Source organism: Nocardioides salsibiostraticola (genome assembly GCF_054783655.1).
This window is the reverse complement of the sequence record NZ_BAAGQD010000004.1, coordinates 14,697-29,364: the sequence shown is the minus strand read 5'-3', so window position 1 is coordinate 29,364 and position 14,668 is coordinate 14,697. Positions and strand designations below refer to the sequence as shown.

Genomic DNA, 14,668 nt, shown 5'->3' with positions numbered 1-14,668 from the left:
GCAGGGTCGTATGCCGCGAGGGTCCTCGCGGTCGTCGTACTGGGGTGGCTCAGGCCGGCTGGCTCTGGAGCGACCTGCGTAGCTCGGGTTTGTCGATCTTTCCGACGGGATTCTTGGGCAGGGCCTCGACGATCGTGATGCCCTGCGGCACCTTCACCCTTGTGAGGTGCACCCGGCAGTGGGCGATCAGTTCGTCCTCGGTGATCGTGGACGACGGGTAGAGCGTCACGTAGGCGACCGGGACCTCCCCCAGGATCTCGTGCGGGCGACCGACCACCGCTGCCTCAAGGACGCCGTCGAGTCGGGTGAGGACACTCTCGAGTTCCTTGGGGTAAATGTTCTCGCCGCCGCGGATGATCATGTCCTTGACGCGGTCGACGATCGCGAGGTAGCCGTCTTGGTCGAGTCGGCCCACGTCACCGGTGTGCAGCCAGCCGTCGACGACGGTCTCGGCGGTCGCCTCGGGTTTGCCGAGGTAGCCGCGCATGACGGTCGGCCCTGAAATCAGCACCTCACCGGTCTGGCCGGTCGGTACGTCGTTGCCGTCCTCGTCGACGACACGAATCTCCTGTCCCGGCATGGCCGGGCCGACGGTGCCGAGTTTGCGGACGCCGATCACCGGGTTGCAGGCCGACGCGCACGTGCCCTCGGTCAGGCCGTAGCCCTCGACCATGACGAAGCCGAAGCGCTCCTGACACCGCTCGAGCAGTTCAGCGGAGACCGGAGCCGCACCGCATACGACGAAACGTAGCGAGGTGGTGTCCGGCCGGACGTCCTTCGGAAGCGCAGCCAACAACGCGTAGATCGTGGGGACGGCGGAGAAGTACGTCGGGCGAAGCCGCTCCACGTGGCCGAAGAACGTGCTGGGCGAGAACTGACCGACGATCGTCATCCGCCCGCCCCGTGCCAGCGGAGTGAGCGTGCTGACCACGATGGCATTGACGTGGAACAACGGCAGCACGAGTAGGCAGTGGTCATCCTCACCGACGTCGATGTGGCCGCCCATCGACGTCGTCATCGCCTCGAGGTTGGCGTGGTCGAGCATGACACCCTTGGGGCTACCGGTCGACCCGCTGGTGTAGATCAACAGCGCCAAATCGTCCGCCGCCAAGGGATACGGCTCGAGCACTCTCGTGGCCGTCGTCGCCAACTCGTCCACGACGATCCTCGGCAACCCGGCGCTTGAGACGTGCGTCCCGGCTGTGAGGACCAGCACCGCTCCGGAGTCGAGAATCTGATGGTCCGCTTCGGTTGCAGTGAAGACCGGATTGATCGGCGTTGCGGCTCCACCCAGCCGCCAAGCAGCGAAGATGGCCAGGATCAGTTCGACCCGGTTGGGCAACATGACCGCGAGCACATCCCCGTGGCCGAATCCGCGGTCCGCCAGTTGGCCGGCGATCGCGGCGACGCGCGCGTCGACCTCGGCGTACGTCAACGAAGCGTCGTCGTCAGCCACGCACGGCCGATCGAGCCGTTCGACGGGCTGAAGCCAAGGGAGATAGGCGAAGGACACAGGGTCACCTTTTTGTGGGGGATGGATATGACTCACGACACTAGGGATCCACAGTCCCCGTGCCCACGTCCGCACCGAACGAATCTCGATCACCCGTTAGTGCAACGTGCACAAAACTCTCGGTGGCCACACCGGAGTGCTGGGCGGATTCAACTCCCGGCAGGTCGAGGCGCTCGCTTTCCGCCTTGCTGGGTTTCTTGTTCTACTGGGGGGGAATATCGCCCACCTCCTGATGCCTCCCTTCCGACACCTGCGTGCTGCAGGCGTTCTTGGTCGCGCTTTCCGAAGGAAACCTCTTGCACCCGACGACCGTCTCGATCCTGATAGGCGGCATCTGATGTCGGCTGCTGGGCATTGGCGCTGGCCTGCGTTGGCCATGTTCACCGTCGGCTACGGGGCCAACCAGTTCGTCCCGTTGCTCGCGGTCTACCGCGGGACCCTGAGCCTGTCGGACACCCAAGCCACCGCGATCTTCGGTGTCTACGCACTGGGGCTCATCCCCGGGTTGTTGGTGGGTGGACGGGCAAGTGACCGGTTCGGGCGCCGCCGTCTGATGATCGCCTTCGCTGCACTTTCGCTGTTGGCAACCGCCGTCCTGGCCGGTGGCCAGTGGGGCGTCGAGTGGCTCTACGCCGGCCGCATGCTGACCGGTGTAGTTTCGGGCGCCGCGTTCACCATCGGCACCGCCTGGATCAAGGAGCTCTCGGGCCCGGGGTTGGGGGCCCGTCGAGCAGGGCTTGCGCTGACGGCGGGCTTCGGCGTCGGCCCACTGGTGGCGGGCGTGTTGGCGCAGTGGGCACCCGGACCGCTTCTCCTGCCCTACCTCGTCCACCTCGTTCTGACCGTGCTGGCGCTCGCCGCCCTCCCCCGCGCCCCGGAAACCCGTATCCGGGTCCGCAGCGGCGCGCCTCTTCCGAGGGCCCCGCTGTGGCCGCGATCCGCCCGCACCAGCCGGTTCCGCGGCATCACGATGGTGCTGGCGCCGTGGATCTTCGGCAGCGTGACCATCGTGTTCACCACACTCCCGGCGCACGGCATCGGCGAGGTCGCCGGACTGCAGGTGGCTGTCCCAGGTCTGCTCGCCGCTCTCGCTCTGGCCGCGGGGTACTTCGTCCAGTCGACCGGTCGCCGACTCCATGCCGAGGCCACGGCCCGGTACGGCGACGGGCGGGCCGCCGCGGTAGCCAGCCTGGCCGTGGTCGTGCTCGGGTGCCTGACCTCGGCGTACGCCACAGCCCGACCCGGCCTGGCCGCTGCTGCTCTCGCCGCCGCGCTGCTCGGCGCTGGCTACGGGCTCTGTCTCAGCACCGGCCTGCGTGAAGTCGAGGAGACCGCAGCACCCGACGAGCTCGGCGCCGTTGTCTCGGTCTACTACAGCCTCGCCTACACCGGACTGCTGGTGCCGTACCTGCTCACGTTCCTCGCCCCGCAGGTCGGCTATCCCTGGGCACTCACCATCGCCGCCGGCGCCGCTGCCATCAGCATGCTGCTCGTGCTGACTCGAGGAACCCAGTCCCTCGCCGACACGCCTGCTCGCCACCGTCCGGTAGCTGAGTAGCCCTGCGGCGTACGTGGAAGTCGAGGTATCCGTCATCGACCAACGCTTGCCGCGGCGTCCTGACTGAGCGCACTATGGACAGGTAGACACCAGTCGAACCCCGATCGCGTCTGAAGAGGTGCGTTATGCCGTTGGTGACCGATGTGCGTGTGCGGCAGCCGCGCCAGAACGACCTGGTCGGTGACCGCTTCGTGGTCGCCGGGATCGGGGCCGGGTTCGAGGGGACCATCGGCATCCGGGTGCTCGGCCCCGGCGGCAAGGTCCTGGCCACCGACTCCGCACAGTCCAGCGGCGGCGGCATCGGCGTGGGTGACTTCGTGGCTCGCGTCCGCATCCCCGACCCACCGCGGGCCGGGACCCGACTGACCATCCAGGTCTTCGGCGACAACCCCGGACTCCCCGATGAGGGGCCCAGCCCCGGTTTCGACACCCGGGAGGTGGAGGTGATCTGCTTCCCGAAGTCCCAGGGGTTCCTGATCTACCGGGTGGAAGCGGGCGACACGCTCACGGGCATCGTGCGCACACTCAAGGTCTATACCAAGACCACCGTCGGTCAGATCGTCAAGGCCAACCCGCGCATCGAGGATCCCGACCTGATCAAGACCGGCTGGCGTCTGCGGGTCCCGCTCAACGAGTCGTGAACAAGGTCAACGCGACCCTGCTCACGACTCGTGACTAGCGGCTGTCTTGGCCCGTGTTCACGAACCGGATGCATTGGCCCTGGTTGCTGAAGCCATAGCTCTCCCAGCCACCCTTCTTGCAGTCATCCTTCGTCGCAGGGCTCGGCGACGCAGTGACGAGAGCCGTGTTGTCGATGACGACGTCGTCGAAGTACACGCCACCGCCCTCGAACGCTGTTTGCGGAACTCCTGCAAGGCGGATCAACAACGAGTCCACGGCCTGGATCCGTGGAGCGGGAACCCCCTGGACAGCCGTGTTGGCCCAGTACGACTCCCACGTCGTCCCGGTGTATTCGAGGTCGCCGTTCACAAGCACGTGGACGACGTCGTTGCCGGTCTCGTCGCCGTTGCGCCCGTCGTTGAACTCCATGTAAAGATCGACCGAGTGCACATCCGTGTAGGACAGGTTGGTCGCCACAAGCGTGGGGACGTATTCCTTGGCTGGCCCCCTTTCGTAGAACACGAGATCGAAGCCGCTACCACTGTCGGTGAGTTCGAGCAGACTCATCCGGTTTGATGACTGCTTCGCGCTAGGAGCGAGGTCCATCGTCAGGCCCGGCTGTGGTCCTCCGGTTGCCGAGCGGAACGTGAAGCCGGACCGGAAGAGGTTGGACGTTGCGTCCTGTCCGGTGGGCGGCACCGTCGGCTTGGTGTAGTCGTCCCCACGATCGTTGTAGAGGTTCGCGCCGGACTCACCGGCAACTTGTGGCGCAACGGGCGAGAACGGTTGAAGAGAAAAACTGGAGGCGGTCACCGCGTTGGAGACGCGCCACACGGTGTTGTCGCCGTCGATGACGACTTCTTCGTCGAACGGCGGCAGGGCAGCAGCTCGACCCTTACCGAACTCATCCTCCACCGTCCAGCCGCCCTGACCGTTCACACTCCCGGCGGTGAACCCCTCGAAGTCTGTGGTGCCAGCGAAGGCCGCGGTCGCAAGCGAAACGAGCGCGAGAGACGTGGCGACCGCGGTGACTCGACGCCATCTCCGCGGCGTCTGCAGTTGCCCGACAGAAGACGGGTGCGTTGACTCTTGATTCATATTCAATTTCCCCCCGGAAATTGGCCACACCAAAGGCGGCCGGTGGATTTTCGGACATCTTTGCACGGCTGAGCATTTCTTATAGGACTTTAACGAAACCCGCGTTATCGCTTTCGAATGGGTAGTCTCCGGCGAAGGATTTGGCTGGTCCGGATCGCCCACCAGAATTGATTATTCAAGTGCTGCACGCAGCGCGGAGCCGCCTCGAGGTCGAGGCGACTACCGACGAGGTCCAGGCTTGATGAGGCGGCCGGGAGGTTTGCCCGCCCGGCTACGTTCGCGGAAAACGCGCCGAAACTGTGCAACCAGTTGAAGCGTTGCCACCGTGAACGAGTCACGAGGAGATATCGATGTTCGTACGCAAGATCGCACTAGGTGCTGCCGTTGTCTGCCTGCCACTACTGGGAGCAGCACCGGCCAACGCCGAGCCGCCGCGACCCGGTTGCGGGTACGGCGACACCAACCACAGCCACCAGGCAGCGCCCGGTCAAGACCCGTTGAATCTGCGGCCCGGCCGCGGCAACGGCGACAGCACCCACCCGCACACCGCACCGCCGGGGCAGGCACCCGCAGGCGGCGGCGACCAGAGCGGCCCGATGCGCGGCTGCAAGGCCGCGTAGGCCCGCCGACGGGCCAATGGCCGGCACCCCAACAGGGGTGTCGGCTCATTGCTGCTTCACAGCGAGGTCACAACCGCGCGATGCATGCTTCGGCCATGACCGACGACCTCCGCCGGCTCCCAGGCACCCGCTTGAGAGGCCTTGACCGTGAATAACCTGCTAGATGTGCTGCCCTCTGTAGCGGCCTCGACGACCACCTCCGGTGAAACGACGCAGACCCTGTTGTCCCTCTGCTGGATCGCGACCGTGGTGGCGCTGTCACCGCTGATCGCCCGCGCCACTCGAGGGGTGGTGCCCGATGTGGTCGCGCTGCTGGTCCTCGGCTGCGTGATCGGACCCGCCGCACTTGGTCTCGCCGAGGTCGAGTCCGGCATCGAGTTGCTCAGCGAGCTCGGACTGGGGCTCCTCTTCCTGATCGCCGGCACCGAGATCAAGTCATCGACGCTCCGCTCGACCCAGGGGCGACACGCAACGGCCACCTGGGTGCTTTGTCTGCTCCTCGGGTTCGGCGTGGCGATGGTCTTCATCCCCGTCGCCGACTTCTCCGTCGCACTCGTGCTGGCGCTGGCCATCAGTTCCACCGCGCTGGGAGCGCTGATGCCCATCTTGCAGGAACGAGGCGTTGCCTCATCACGACTGGGTCAGGCGGTGCTCACCCATGGTGCCGTCGGCGAGCTCGGGCCGATCGTGATCATCACCGTGCTGCTGGGCTCGCGGGCCAGCCTGACCACGATGGCTGTTCTGCTCGGCTTCGGCGCCCTCGCCGTGGTCGTCGCCGTTCTTCCGCGTGCGGTCCTGTTGCGCATCCCCGGGGTCAGCAGGGCAGTCGTGGCTGGCATGCACGGAACCGGGCAGACCGGTATGCGGTTCATCTTCTGGCTGCTCTTCGTGATGATGGCCACGGCGTCGGTCCTTGATCTCGACATCGTCATCGGCGCGTTCGCCGCCGGGTTCGTCCTGCGCGCCATCGCACCCTCCGACACTCATTTCCTCGATGAGAAGCTCACGATCGTGGCCTGGAGCCTGCCGGTGCCGATCTTCTTCCTGGTCACGGGCATGGAGGTCGACCTCGCAGCCGTCGCCTCGGCCCCAGGCCTTCTCGCAACCTTCGTGGTGATGATCCTGCTCGTGCGCGGCTGCGTCGTGTGGGCGCGGGAGCAGTGGACACCCACCGGGTCGAGTCTCACCACGGTCTCCGAGAGAATCCAGCTCGGCCTGTACGCCGCGGCCGGGCTGCCGATCATCGTCGCCGTGACGGAAGTGGCGGTCGAGAACGATCTGATGCCGTCCGATATCGCCTCCGTGCTGGTCGCCGCCGGAGTCGTCACCGTGATCGTGTTCCCCGCCGTCGCCCGCTGGCTACCGCACCGCTCGATAACCAGTCCGGATGACGCCTTGGCGCGCGCCAGCGACCGCGGCGCTCCCAGGCCGGTCGGTAGGGGCTAGACCGGTCCGCTGGTGCGCTCGCCTCCGGCCATGCCTGGTGTCTAGAACTCCTCGACCCCGCCCTACCCGGTTCGGGTTCTCCCGGGCCCCGGTCCAGACCGCCGGGATGCTCTCAGGGGGGTCAGCGGGTTCCGTGATCAGGTCGGACCACCGACAACGACATCACCGGAGGAACATCATGAGCAACACCACCACCATCGAGGTGATGTGGCGGCCAGGCTGCCCCTATTGCTCCTCCCTGCGTCGTGGCCTTCGCCGCGCGAAGATCGAGACGACCGAGCACAACATCTGGTCGTCCAAGGACGCCTCGGCTCGGGTGCGGAAGGCCACCGGCGGCGATGAGACCGTGCCCACCGTTTTCGTGGGCGGCCGTGCCCTGGTGAACCCCTCGGTGCGTCAGGTGACCGACGCCATCAAAGCCGCTGGTCTCGCTGGCCCGGACGAGCCCAAGGCAGCGACCGGCGATCGACCCTCGTCATCGTGGATGCGCCGCGCCAGAAGTCGCGTGGCTCGCTGGATGGGCGCCGAGACCGACACCACGTCGACGGACGCTGAGGTCTCCCCACCGTGAGTGAGAAGTCGGAGGTTGACCTGCCGCGCAATCAGTTCATCGCACCTGAAGACGTGATGATGGAGATGGCCGAGGCAGGCGCCAAGCGGGCGTGCCGGCTGAGTGTCCCCCAGGTGCTGGTGCTCAGTGTGATGGCCGGTGGTTTCATATCGATCGGTGCCCTGTTCAGCACCCTGATCGCAACCGGCACGGAGAACGAGGGTGTCCAGCGACTGCTGGAGGGCTTCGGCTTCTCGGTCGGGTTCTTCCTGGTCGTGCTCAGCGGCGCGCTGCTTTTCACCGAGGTCAACGTCGAGCTTCCCGCGACGCTGCTGCGCAAGCAGCGCGACCGGCTCGGCCTTCCCGCGCTTCGCACCGCGATCCTCAAGCTGTGGCTGCTGGCCGCCGTCGGAAACATGATCGGAGCCTTCGTCATCGGCCACGTCATCTTCTACGTCTCGGACTACGGCCCCGGTTATGAGGAACTGCTCGGCGAGGTGGTGTCGACGAAGGTCCGGTTCAGTGAGATCGGTGGCGCCGAGGGATTCGCGAAGGCCATGCTCTCCGGCGTCGTTGCCAACTGGCTCGTCGGAATGGCGGCGTTCCTGGCCACCATGGGCCGAACGATCATCGGCAAGTACATCCCGGTGCTCATCACCGTGATGGCCTTCGTCGCCGGAGGCTTTCTGCACAGCCCGGCCAACATGGCCTACCTGTCCCTGAGCCAACCCTTGGGCGTGGGACCGGGCTGGGGCACTGGCCTCCTATGGGCGGTGCTCCCCGCCGCTATCGGCAACATCATCGGCGCTTTCCTCTTCGTAGCGCTTCCCTTCCACATGCTGCGGAACCGTCGCGAGACGGAAGGGACGGCGTAACGGGCACTCGCCCGACCAGAGATCACGAGCAAGAACGTCAATTCCATCTACCGACGGGAACCGAACCTCATGAGCGACACCGAACGTCCATCCACCCAGTCCGTGCCCACCCCCGATGGTGAGCACACCTGGCACAAGGTGCTCGACGCCGACGGCCTCCCGGATGGCCGCGTCACCACCGTCACCGTGGGACGGCGCACACTGGCGGTGACCAACGTCGAGGGCACCTTCGGCGCCATGGACAACAAGTGCCCGCACCAGGGTGGACCACTCGGCGAGGGATCGATCGAGAAGGGTTGGCTGCGCTGCCCGTGGCACGGCTATGACTTCAGCCCCTGCAACGGCACGCCACCCTCGGGATTCGACGATGGTCCCGAGGCCTTTGCCGTCGACACCCGTGAGGACGGCGTCTACGTGGCGCTCCCGGTCGAGGTCGAGCACCAGCGCACGGTCTCTGACGTGATGGTCGAGACCATGGTGAACTGGGGGGTGGATTCCGTGTTCGGGATGGTCGGTCACTCCAACCTGGGCTTCGCGGACGCGATGCACCGCGCCGAGCAGCGCGGAGACCTGCGCTACTTCGGCATCCGCCACGAAGGAGCCGCGTCGTTCGCTGCCACGGCCTACGGCAAGCTCACCGGCCGGCTGGCGGCCTGTTTCGGGATCGCTGGCCCCGGTTCGACCAACCTGCTGACCGGTTTGTACGACGCGAAGGTCGACCGCGCACCGGTTCTTGCTCTCTCCGGGCAGGTTCCGTCCAAGACCAAGGGTCGCGGTGCGTTCCAGGACATGGATCTCGCCAACGCCTTCAAGGACGTCGCGCGCTTCGGTGAGGTCGTGCTGTCGGACGCCGACCACGCCGAGCTGATGACCGTCGCCTGCAAGACCGCGATCGTGGACAAGAACGTCGCCCACCTGATCTTCCCCGACGAGGTCCAGGTCGAGCGTTCGAACCAGGAGTCGTCGGGACCCAAGGGCCGCACCGGCTCCCGTGAGATCTCTCCGCCTTCCGAGGTGGTAGCCCAGGCGATCGAGAGCATCCGGGGCTCCGAACGACCCGTGATCGTCGTCGGCCAGGGCGCGCGCGCCGATATCGAGGGTGTCATCGAACTCGCTGAACTGATCGGCGCCCCGGTGATCACCACGTTCAAGGCCAAGGGGGCGATCTCCGACCACCATCCGCTGGGTTGCGGCGTGCTCGGCCGCAGCGGCACCCCGGTCGCGAGTTGGCTGATGAACGAATGCGATCTCGTCATCGCCTTCGGTGCTTCCTTCTCCAACCACACCGGCATCGCGCCCTACAAGTCGATCATCCAGGTCGATCACGACCCGCTATCGATCGGACGTCACCACCCGGTCGACATCGGTCTGCAGGGCGCGGTCGCGACTACGGCCCGCCTGCTCTCTGCGGGTCTGGATGGTGAACGCAAGTGCATCGACCAGCGGGCCATCATCGCCGAGCGCTGGCAGATCTGGCGTGAGGAGAAGGCCAGTCGGGCCACCGACGATCATGACTTGGGGATGAACGCCGCCTCGGTCTTCGCCGAGTTGTCCGATCAGGTGCCTGGCGATGCGGTGATCTGCGTCGACGTCGGCAACAACACCTACTCCTTCGGCCGCTACTTCGAGGTCGCGAACCAGGACGTTCTGATGTCGGGCTACCTCGGCTCGATCGGCTTCTCGTTCCCCGCCGCGATGGGGGCGTGGGCAGCTGTCGGTGACGACCGCAAGGTCGTTTCCGTCTCGGGTGACGGAGGCTTCGGGCAGTACGCGATGGAGCTCACGACCGCGGTGAAGTACGGCATGAACATCACTCACGTGCTGCTCAACAACAGCGAACTGGGCAAGATCAGCAAGGAACAGCGGTCCGGTGAGTTCGAGGTGTGGCAGACCAGTCTGCACAACCCCGACTTCGCGGCCTTCGCCCAACTCTGCGGCGCGCACGGCGTACGCGTCACGGATCTCGGACAACTCCAGGACGCCATCGCCGAAGCACTGGCCCACGACGGACCCTCCCTCGTCGAAGTGATCACCGACCCCATGTTGATGTAAACCCCGAGCGCCGAATGCACTGACACCTCTGAACGAAGGAATCATCATGAACCCAGCACTGGTCCCACTCTCGGACTCGTTCCCCGCCACCCGACTCGCGGTCCACCGCGTCGCGGCGTACGTCGTCAGCCCCGCTCGTCGACACGCCATGGGCCGGATGGGACTGCGCGCCTCCCCCGGCGGCCTGGCTACTCCGACCTACGGGGGCCCCGACGGGATGACCGCGGTCGCCGTGGAGGGCGCAGACCTCGTTGTGCACTCCGACGCCGGTCGACGCCAGGAACCCCTGTCGACGCTGGCTGCCGCGGGACGCTTCGTCGGTGTCGACCCCGACGTGGCGTGGGCCGAACAGCTCGACATCCCCAAGCCCGGGTCGCTCGACGCCGATCTGGGGATTGACGCAACCGATGCCTCAGCGCTTGCCGGATGGTTCGGCCTGGCCTGGGGGGTCCTCGAGACCCTGTCGATGGAGGAAGACTCGAAGCACGCCAGCGACCCGCAACTGTGGCCCGAACACTTCGACCCCGCCATCGAGATCGGCGATCCCGACGGGACGACCCGGGCCAGTTACGGGTTCTCACCAGGAGACGTGACCCAGGACGCCACCGCCGGTCCGGAGGAGCTGCCTTACGTGTACGTCGCGCCCTGGTACCCCGACGACAAACCCGACAGCGCCTACTGGTCGGCAGGCAGCATGGCCGTGCTGCGGTACGCCGATCTGCTCGCCGAGCCCGATCCAGCGAGCGCCGCCCTCGCCTTCCTTCGCGAAGGTCGCTCCCTGCTAGCCGCAGGCAACAGCTAGCTCGACCGGAGGCACCGGTGAGCGACACAGTGGCGCCCTCCTCGCGAGCGGAGGCCCCCTTGTCCGGCTCGGCTCATTGGCGTGGAGGTACGACGAGCCGGCGGCGGTAGCCCTGCGCAAACAGGCTGGCGGGCGGCAGTGGAACCCGTGCCTGCTCCAGGACGCCACGAGGGATGCCGATGTCGGCCACCCAGAGTTCACCAACCGTGTCCCCCGCGAGCCCCGTTTTCGGCAGGGCCAACGTCATCGTGGTTGCCGCGCGGACGTGCGCTCCTGGCGAGTCACCGCTGGTGGCGTCGATCCCGGAAGGAACATCCAGCGCCAATACCGGAGCACCAAGCTGCGACATCCACTCGATCAGGTCCAAGGCAGCGCCGTACGGTGCGCCCGCGAGGCTGTAGCCCAGCAGGGCATCCACCGTCAGCGACGCCTCGAGGTTCTGTGAAGACCCGCCCTCGGCGGTCTTGCCGCCGCTGGCTCGAAAGAGGGCCAACTGTTGAGCCGGAACACCCGACAGACGCTGGATATCAGAGACCACCAGCGTGACGTCTCCCCCGCGGTTGGCGAGGTGTCGTGCCGCACAGATCCCACCGCCACCGTTTCCGCCGGTGCCGGCCACGATGACGACCGGAGCCGAGGGCCACTGCTCACCCAGCATCTCGACACACATCGAGGCGAGGTTCCGTCCCGCGTTCTCCATCATCTGGAACAGGTTCGGCCCGGTCTCCTCGATCGCCACCCGATCGAGCTCCCGCATCTGGTCGGCGGTGACGGCCCCGACGATCTCTCCTGCCTCGGTTCGAAAGGATTGCATCGCTACTCGCAGACTCTGGGTGCTGTCGCCACGACGTACGGCTCGAAAGGGCTCATGATCTGCATCATCGTTCGCGCACAGCACTCGCGCAACGATTGAGTATTCGGACTCATGCGTCGGCGGACGGGGCCCGCGAGCCTGGGGACATCAAGCCGAGCAACAGCCGCCCGACGAAAAGAGCCCCCATGAGCAACCAGTCCGCACCCACCAAGAACACCCAGGCCTTTTTCTTCCAGGCGGTTGCCTCCTTCGGCATTGCCCTCCTCGGCCTGCTGTGGGCCCTGCTCTACATGCCGATGGACGCCTGGCAGCGCGGCTTCCTCGCCATGACCTGCCTGTTCCTCGTCTCCTCTTCCTTCACGCTCGCGAAGGTCATCCGCGACGCCCAGGACGACAAGTACGTCGTGTCTCGTCTCGACCAGGCCCGCGTCGATAAGATCCTGGCCGAGCACGACCCGTTCAAGGCCGTGTCCTGATGGGCTTCCTGGCCGTGACGGCGCTGTTGCTCCCGCTCGGGCTCGTCGTGGCCGCTGCCACCAGGCGGTACGTCATCGCCGCGGCGTTGGGGACCCTGACCGCCACGGGCGTCGTCTTCGTCAGCACCGTCGTCCTGCTCGTCGCGACCGACGCACTTCCCTTTCTGGTCGACACTCCGCCAGCCCCGTGGGCCTACCCCCTGCTCTATGGCCTGACCGGCCTGACGTTCGTGGGCGGCGCGCTGCTGACCGCGACCAAGGCACGTCGGGCAGAGAAGCAGCAACGACTGGCCACCTTCAGACCCGCTTGAGAACGCCGACGGCGATAACACCGTCGACGGGTGCATCGGTTGAACCGACTGGCCCGTCAGGGTCAGTCGACCCGTGCGAGGCGGTCGCGATCGATCACTCGGATATTGCGGTAGGAGACCTCGATGAGGCCCGCTGCGGCCAACTCGCCCAGGATCTTGTTCACACTGGGGCGCTGAGCGCCGAGCATGGCCGCGAGGGTTGCCTGCGAGAGGGAGATGCTCCCGGTCGCGTCTGCCTCGTCCACGAGCAACCGCGCGGTCTGCGCTGTCAGTGACCCGCCGAGAAGCCCGACCAGCCTCTTCTGGCTGTGGGCGAGGCGGCTGGCCACGCTGGTCAACCAGCGTCTCGCCAGCTGCCCTTGGCCGGCGAGAAGGCGATCGAACGCCTCTGGTGACAGGTACAGGCAGCTGACCTCGTCCAGCGCTCGCGCGGTGTAGGGCGGGGGCATCTTCAACAGCATCGCGATGTCGCCGTCCACATCGCCTTCATGAAGCACGGTCAGGACCGCGCGCTTGCGGCCCGAGCCCACCGACAGCTCGACGTGTCCGGATCGGATCAACCACACGCCCAGAGGTCCGACGCCCGCGGCGAAAAGCACCCCTCCGGGGGCAATCGTGCGTGCTTCCAGAGTGGCAGCCAGAGCCCGAATGTCCTCAGGGCCCAGCGGCACGCTTGCGCCACGACCGACACAACGGGCGACCCACGCTGCGCTCTGCACTGCGGTCGGGTCCGGCCGGCGCCGAGCGAGCATCTGTGTCACCACGCTGACACTCTACGGATCTTCCTCCTCCGGCCGGGGGTTAACGGAGCAGATCGCATCGCTAACGACGTGGTGTCGAACAAGCCGAACGAGGAGCTGGAACCATGCATGAACAGGTCGCCGTCAGTAATCGGGCTGGGTGTGGCAGGCCAGGAGGTCGCAGGCCGCCTCGCCGAGGCCGGGCTCGTCTACCCCACCTTCCATCGGGGCATCGAGGCCCTCCTCGGCGATCTGCACGAGCACGGGCACTGAGATGACCACGGCGCTCGTGCTGTCGGGAGGGGCCAACCTGGGAGCGGCCCAGGTGGGCATGCTGACCGCGCTTCAGGAAGGCGGAGTGCGCCCAGACCTGGTGATCGGGACCTCGGTCGGGGCACTGAACGGTTCCTGGGTCGCGGCAAACGCCCCGCTCGACGAGCTCGGCAACCTGTGGCGCTCGATGCGTCGCGGTCAGGTGTTTCCGGCCGACCCACTGCGCGGCCTCCTCGGGTTCGCGGGCCGTAGCGACCACCTCGTCAGCGATCGCGGACTCCGAAAGCTGCTGCGCGAGAATCTGCGCTTCGAGCGCCTCGAAGACGCGCCGGTGCCGTTCCACGTCCTGGCGACCGACGTGCTGACTGGACTCGGAGTGCTGTTCTCCGACGGACCCGCTGCAGAGGCGATCCTGGCCAGCACCGCCATCCCTGGAGTCCTCCCGCCGGTCCCGATCGAGGGCCGGCACTACATGGATGGTGGCGTGGTCAACAACACCCCGATCTCCTACGCCGTGGAGCTGGGCGCAGACACCGTTTGGGTGCTGGCCACCGGCTACTCGTGCTCGCTGCATCGGCCGCCTCGCGCCGCGCTCGGCATGGCTCTGCATGCGGTGACGCTGATGATCCATCAGCGTCTGAGCATCGACGTCGAGCACTACGCCGACGCGGTGGACCTACGCGTCGTGCCGCCGCTGTGTCCGATCTCGGTGGCGCCGACCGACTTCAGCCAGGCCGACGACCTGATCCGGCGGGCGTATCAGCACACGTCCGACTGGCTGGCCTCCCCGGTCTCCGGATCCCACGGGCCCGCCCTGCGTCTGTTCGGAGAGCACCCGCACCATCGTCCTCCTGACTCGTCCTGACCAACTGTGTCAGCAGCCGGACAGTCCCTGCGGAACGGCACACAGCGACGGGTT

Annotated in this window: 16 protein-coding genes; 11 read left to right on the top strand and 5 right to left on the bottom strand. The window is 66.6% G+C overall.

The genetic code is table 11. The features are described 5' to 3' along the window. Positions 1-49 precede the first annotated feature (49 nt). The gene (locus ACYVLV_RS02960; protein WP_460807571.1) at positions 50-1,513 is read right to left on the bottom strand and encodes a class I adenylate-forming enzyme family protein; all 1,464 of its coding nucleotides are present in this window, start codon (positions 1,511-1,513) and stop codon (positions 50-52) included. A gap of 337 nt (positions 1,514-1,850) precedes the next feature. Here ACYVLV_RS02960 and ACYVLV_RS02955 point away from each other — a divergent pair, with 337 nt between their 5' ends. Together ACYVLV_RS02955 and ACYVLV_RS02950 are read left to right on the top strand one after the other, a co-directional pair. Continuing rightward, on the top strand, positions 1,851-3,071 hold the full coding sequence (locus ACYVLV_RS02955) for an MFS transporter (protein ID WP_460807570.1): 1,221 nt from the start codon (positions 1,851-1,853) through the stop codon (positions 3,069-3,071). Positions 3,072-3,196: 125 nt separating this feature from the next. Continuing rightward, positions 3,197-3,712 carry a LysM peptidoglycan-binding domain-containing protein gene (locus tag ACYVLV_RS02950; protein WP_460807568.1) on the top strand — a complete coding sequence of 172 codons (516 nt, stop codon included), beginning with the start codon at positions 3,197-3,199 and terminating at the stop codon, positions 3,710-3,712. A gap of 34 nt (positions 3,713-3,746) precedes the next feature. On the opposite strand, the gene ACYVLV_RS02945 is transcribed toward ACYVLV_RS02950, so the two are convergent. Then, positions 3,747-4,952, bottom strand: coding sequence for a hypothetical protein (locus ACYVLV_RS02945; RefSeq protein WP_460807567.1), 1,206 nt, complete (start codon positions 4,950-4,952; stop codon positions 3,747-3,749). A 188-nt stretch (positions 4,953-5,140) separates the two neighbouring features. On the opposite strand from ACYVLV_RS02945, the gene ACYVLV_RS02940 reads away from it, so the two are divergent. From ACYVLV_RS02940 to ACYVLV_RS02915, 6 genes are all read left to right on the top strand, one after another. Further along, entirely contained in the window at positions 5,141-5,410 is a 270-nt protein-coding gene (locus tag ACYVLV_RS02940; RefSeq protein WP_460807566.1) for a hypothetical protein, read from the top strand. Positions 5,411-5,575: 165 nt separating this feature from the next. Next, positions 5,576-6,856, top strand: a complete 1,281-nt coding sequence (locus tag ACYVLV_RS02935; protein ID WP_460807565.1) for a cation:proton antiporter — start codon at positions 5,576-5,578, stop codon at positions 6,854-6,856. A gap of 178 nt (positions 6,857-7,034) precedes the next feature. Beyond that, positions 7,035-7,427, top strand: coding sequence for a glutaredoxin domain-containing protein (locus ACYVLV_RS02930; protein WP_460807563.1), 393 nt, complete (start codon positions 7,035-7,037; stop codon positions 7,425-7,427). Continuing rightward, entirely contained in the window at positions 7,424-8,281 is an 858-nt protein-coding gene (locus ACYVLV_RS02925) for a formate/nitrite transporter family protein (protein WP_460807561.1), read from the top strand. The genes ACYVLV_RS02930 and ACYVLV_RS02925 overlap by 4 nt, the downstream gene beginning before the upstream one ends. Positions 8,282-8,350: 69 nt before the next feature. Continuing rightward, the gene (locus ACYVLV_RS02920) at positions 8,351-10,333 is read left to right on the top strand and encodes a thiamine pyrophosphate-dependent enzyme (protein ID WP_460807559.1); all 1,983 of its coding nucleotides are present in this window, start codon (positions 8,351-8,353) and stop codon (positions 10,331-10,333) included. A gap of 46 nt (positions 10,334-10,379) precedes the next feature. Next, entirely contained in the window at positions 10,380-11,135 is a 756-nt protein-coding gene (locus ACYVLV_RS02915) for a hypothetical protein (protein WP_460807558.1), read from the top strand. A gap of 73 nt (positions 11,136-11,208) precedes the next feature. On the opposite strand, the gene ACYVLV_RS02910 is transcribed toward ACYVLV_RS02915, so the two are convergent. Further along, the gene (locus tag ACYVLV_RS02910) at positions 11,209-11,949 is read right to left on the bottom strand and encodes an NAD(P)H-hydrate epimerase (RefSeq protein WP_460807557.1); all 741 of its coding nucleotides are present in this window, start codon (positions 11,947-11,949) and stop codon (positions 11,209-11,211) included. Positions 11,950-12,134: 185 nt separating this feature from the next. Here ACYVLV_RS02910 and ACYVLV_RS02905 point away from each other — a divergent pair, with 185 nt between their 5' ends. Together ACYVLV_RS02905 and ACYVLV_RS02900 are read left to right on the top strand one after the other, a co-directional pair. Beyond that, a complete protein-coding gene (locus tag ACYVLV_RS02905; protein WP_460807556.1) occupies positions 12,135-12,425 on the top strand; it encodes a YiaA/YiaB family inner membrane protein in 291 nt (96 codons plus the stop codon). Further along, positions 12,425-12,736 carry a hypothetical protein gene (locus ACYVLV_RS02900; RefSeq protein WP_460807555.1) on the top strand — a complete coding sequence of 104 codons (312 nt, stop codon included), beginning with the start codon at positions 12,425-12,427 and terminating at the stop codon, positions 12,734-12,736. The genes ACYVLV_RS02905 and ACYVLV_RS02900 overlap by 1 nt, the downstream gene beginning before the upstream one ends. 62 nt (positions 12,737-12,798) lie before the next feature. On the opposite strand, the gene ACYVLV_RS02895 is transcribed toward ACYVLV_RS02900, so the two are convergent. Beyond that, on the bottom strand, positions 12,799-13,500 hold the full coding sequence (locus ACYVLV_RS02895; protein WP_460807554.1) for a Crp/Fnr family transcriptional regulator: 702 nt from the start codon (positions 13,498-13,500) through the stop codon (positions 12,799-12,801). Positions 13,501-13,620: 120 nt separating this feature from the next. Further along, complete coding sequence (locus tag ACYVLV_RS02890; RefSeq protein WP_460807552.1) at positions 13,621-13,758, bottom strand: hypothetical protein; 138 nt, start codon at positions 13,756-13,758, stop codon at positions 13,621-13,623. On the opposite strand from ACYVLV_RS02890, the gene ACYVLV_RS02885 reads away from it, so the two are divergent. After that, positions 13,751-14,614 carry a patatin-like phospholipase family protein gene (locus ACYVLV_RS02885; RefSeq protein ID WP_460807550.1) on the top strand — a complete coding sequence of 288 codons (864 nt, stop codon included), beginning with the start codon at positions 13,751-13,753 and terminating at the stop codon, positions 14,612-14,614. The two genes, ACYVLV_RS02890 and ACYVLV_RS02885, sit on opposite strands and share 8 nt — an antisense overlap. The last annotated feature ends 54 nt before the right edge of the window (positions 14,615-14,668 follow it).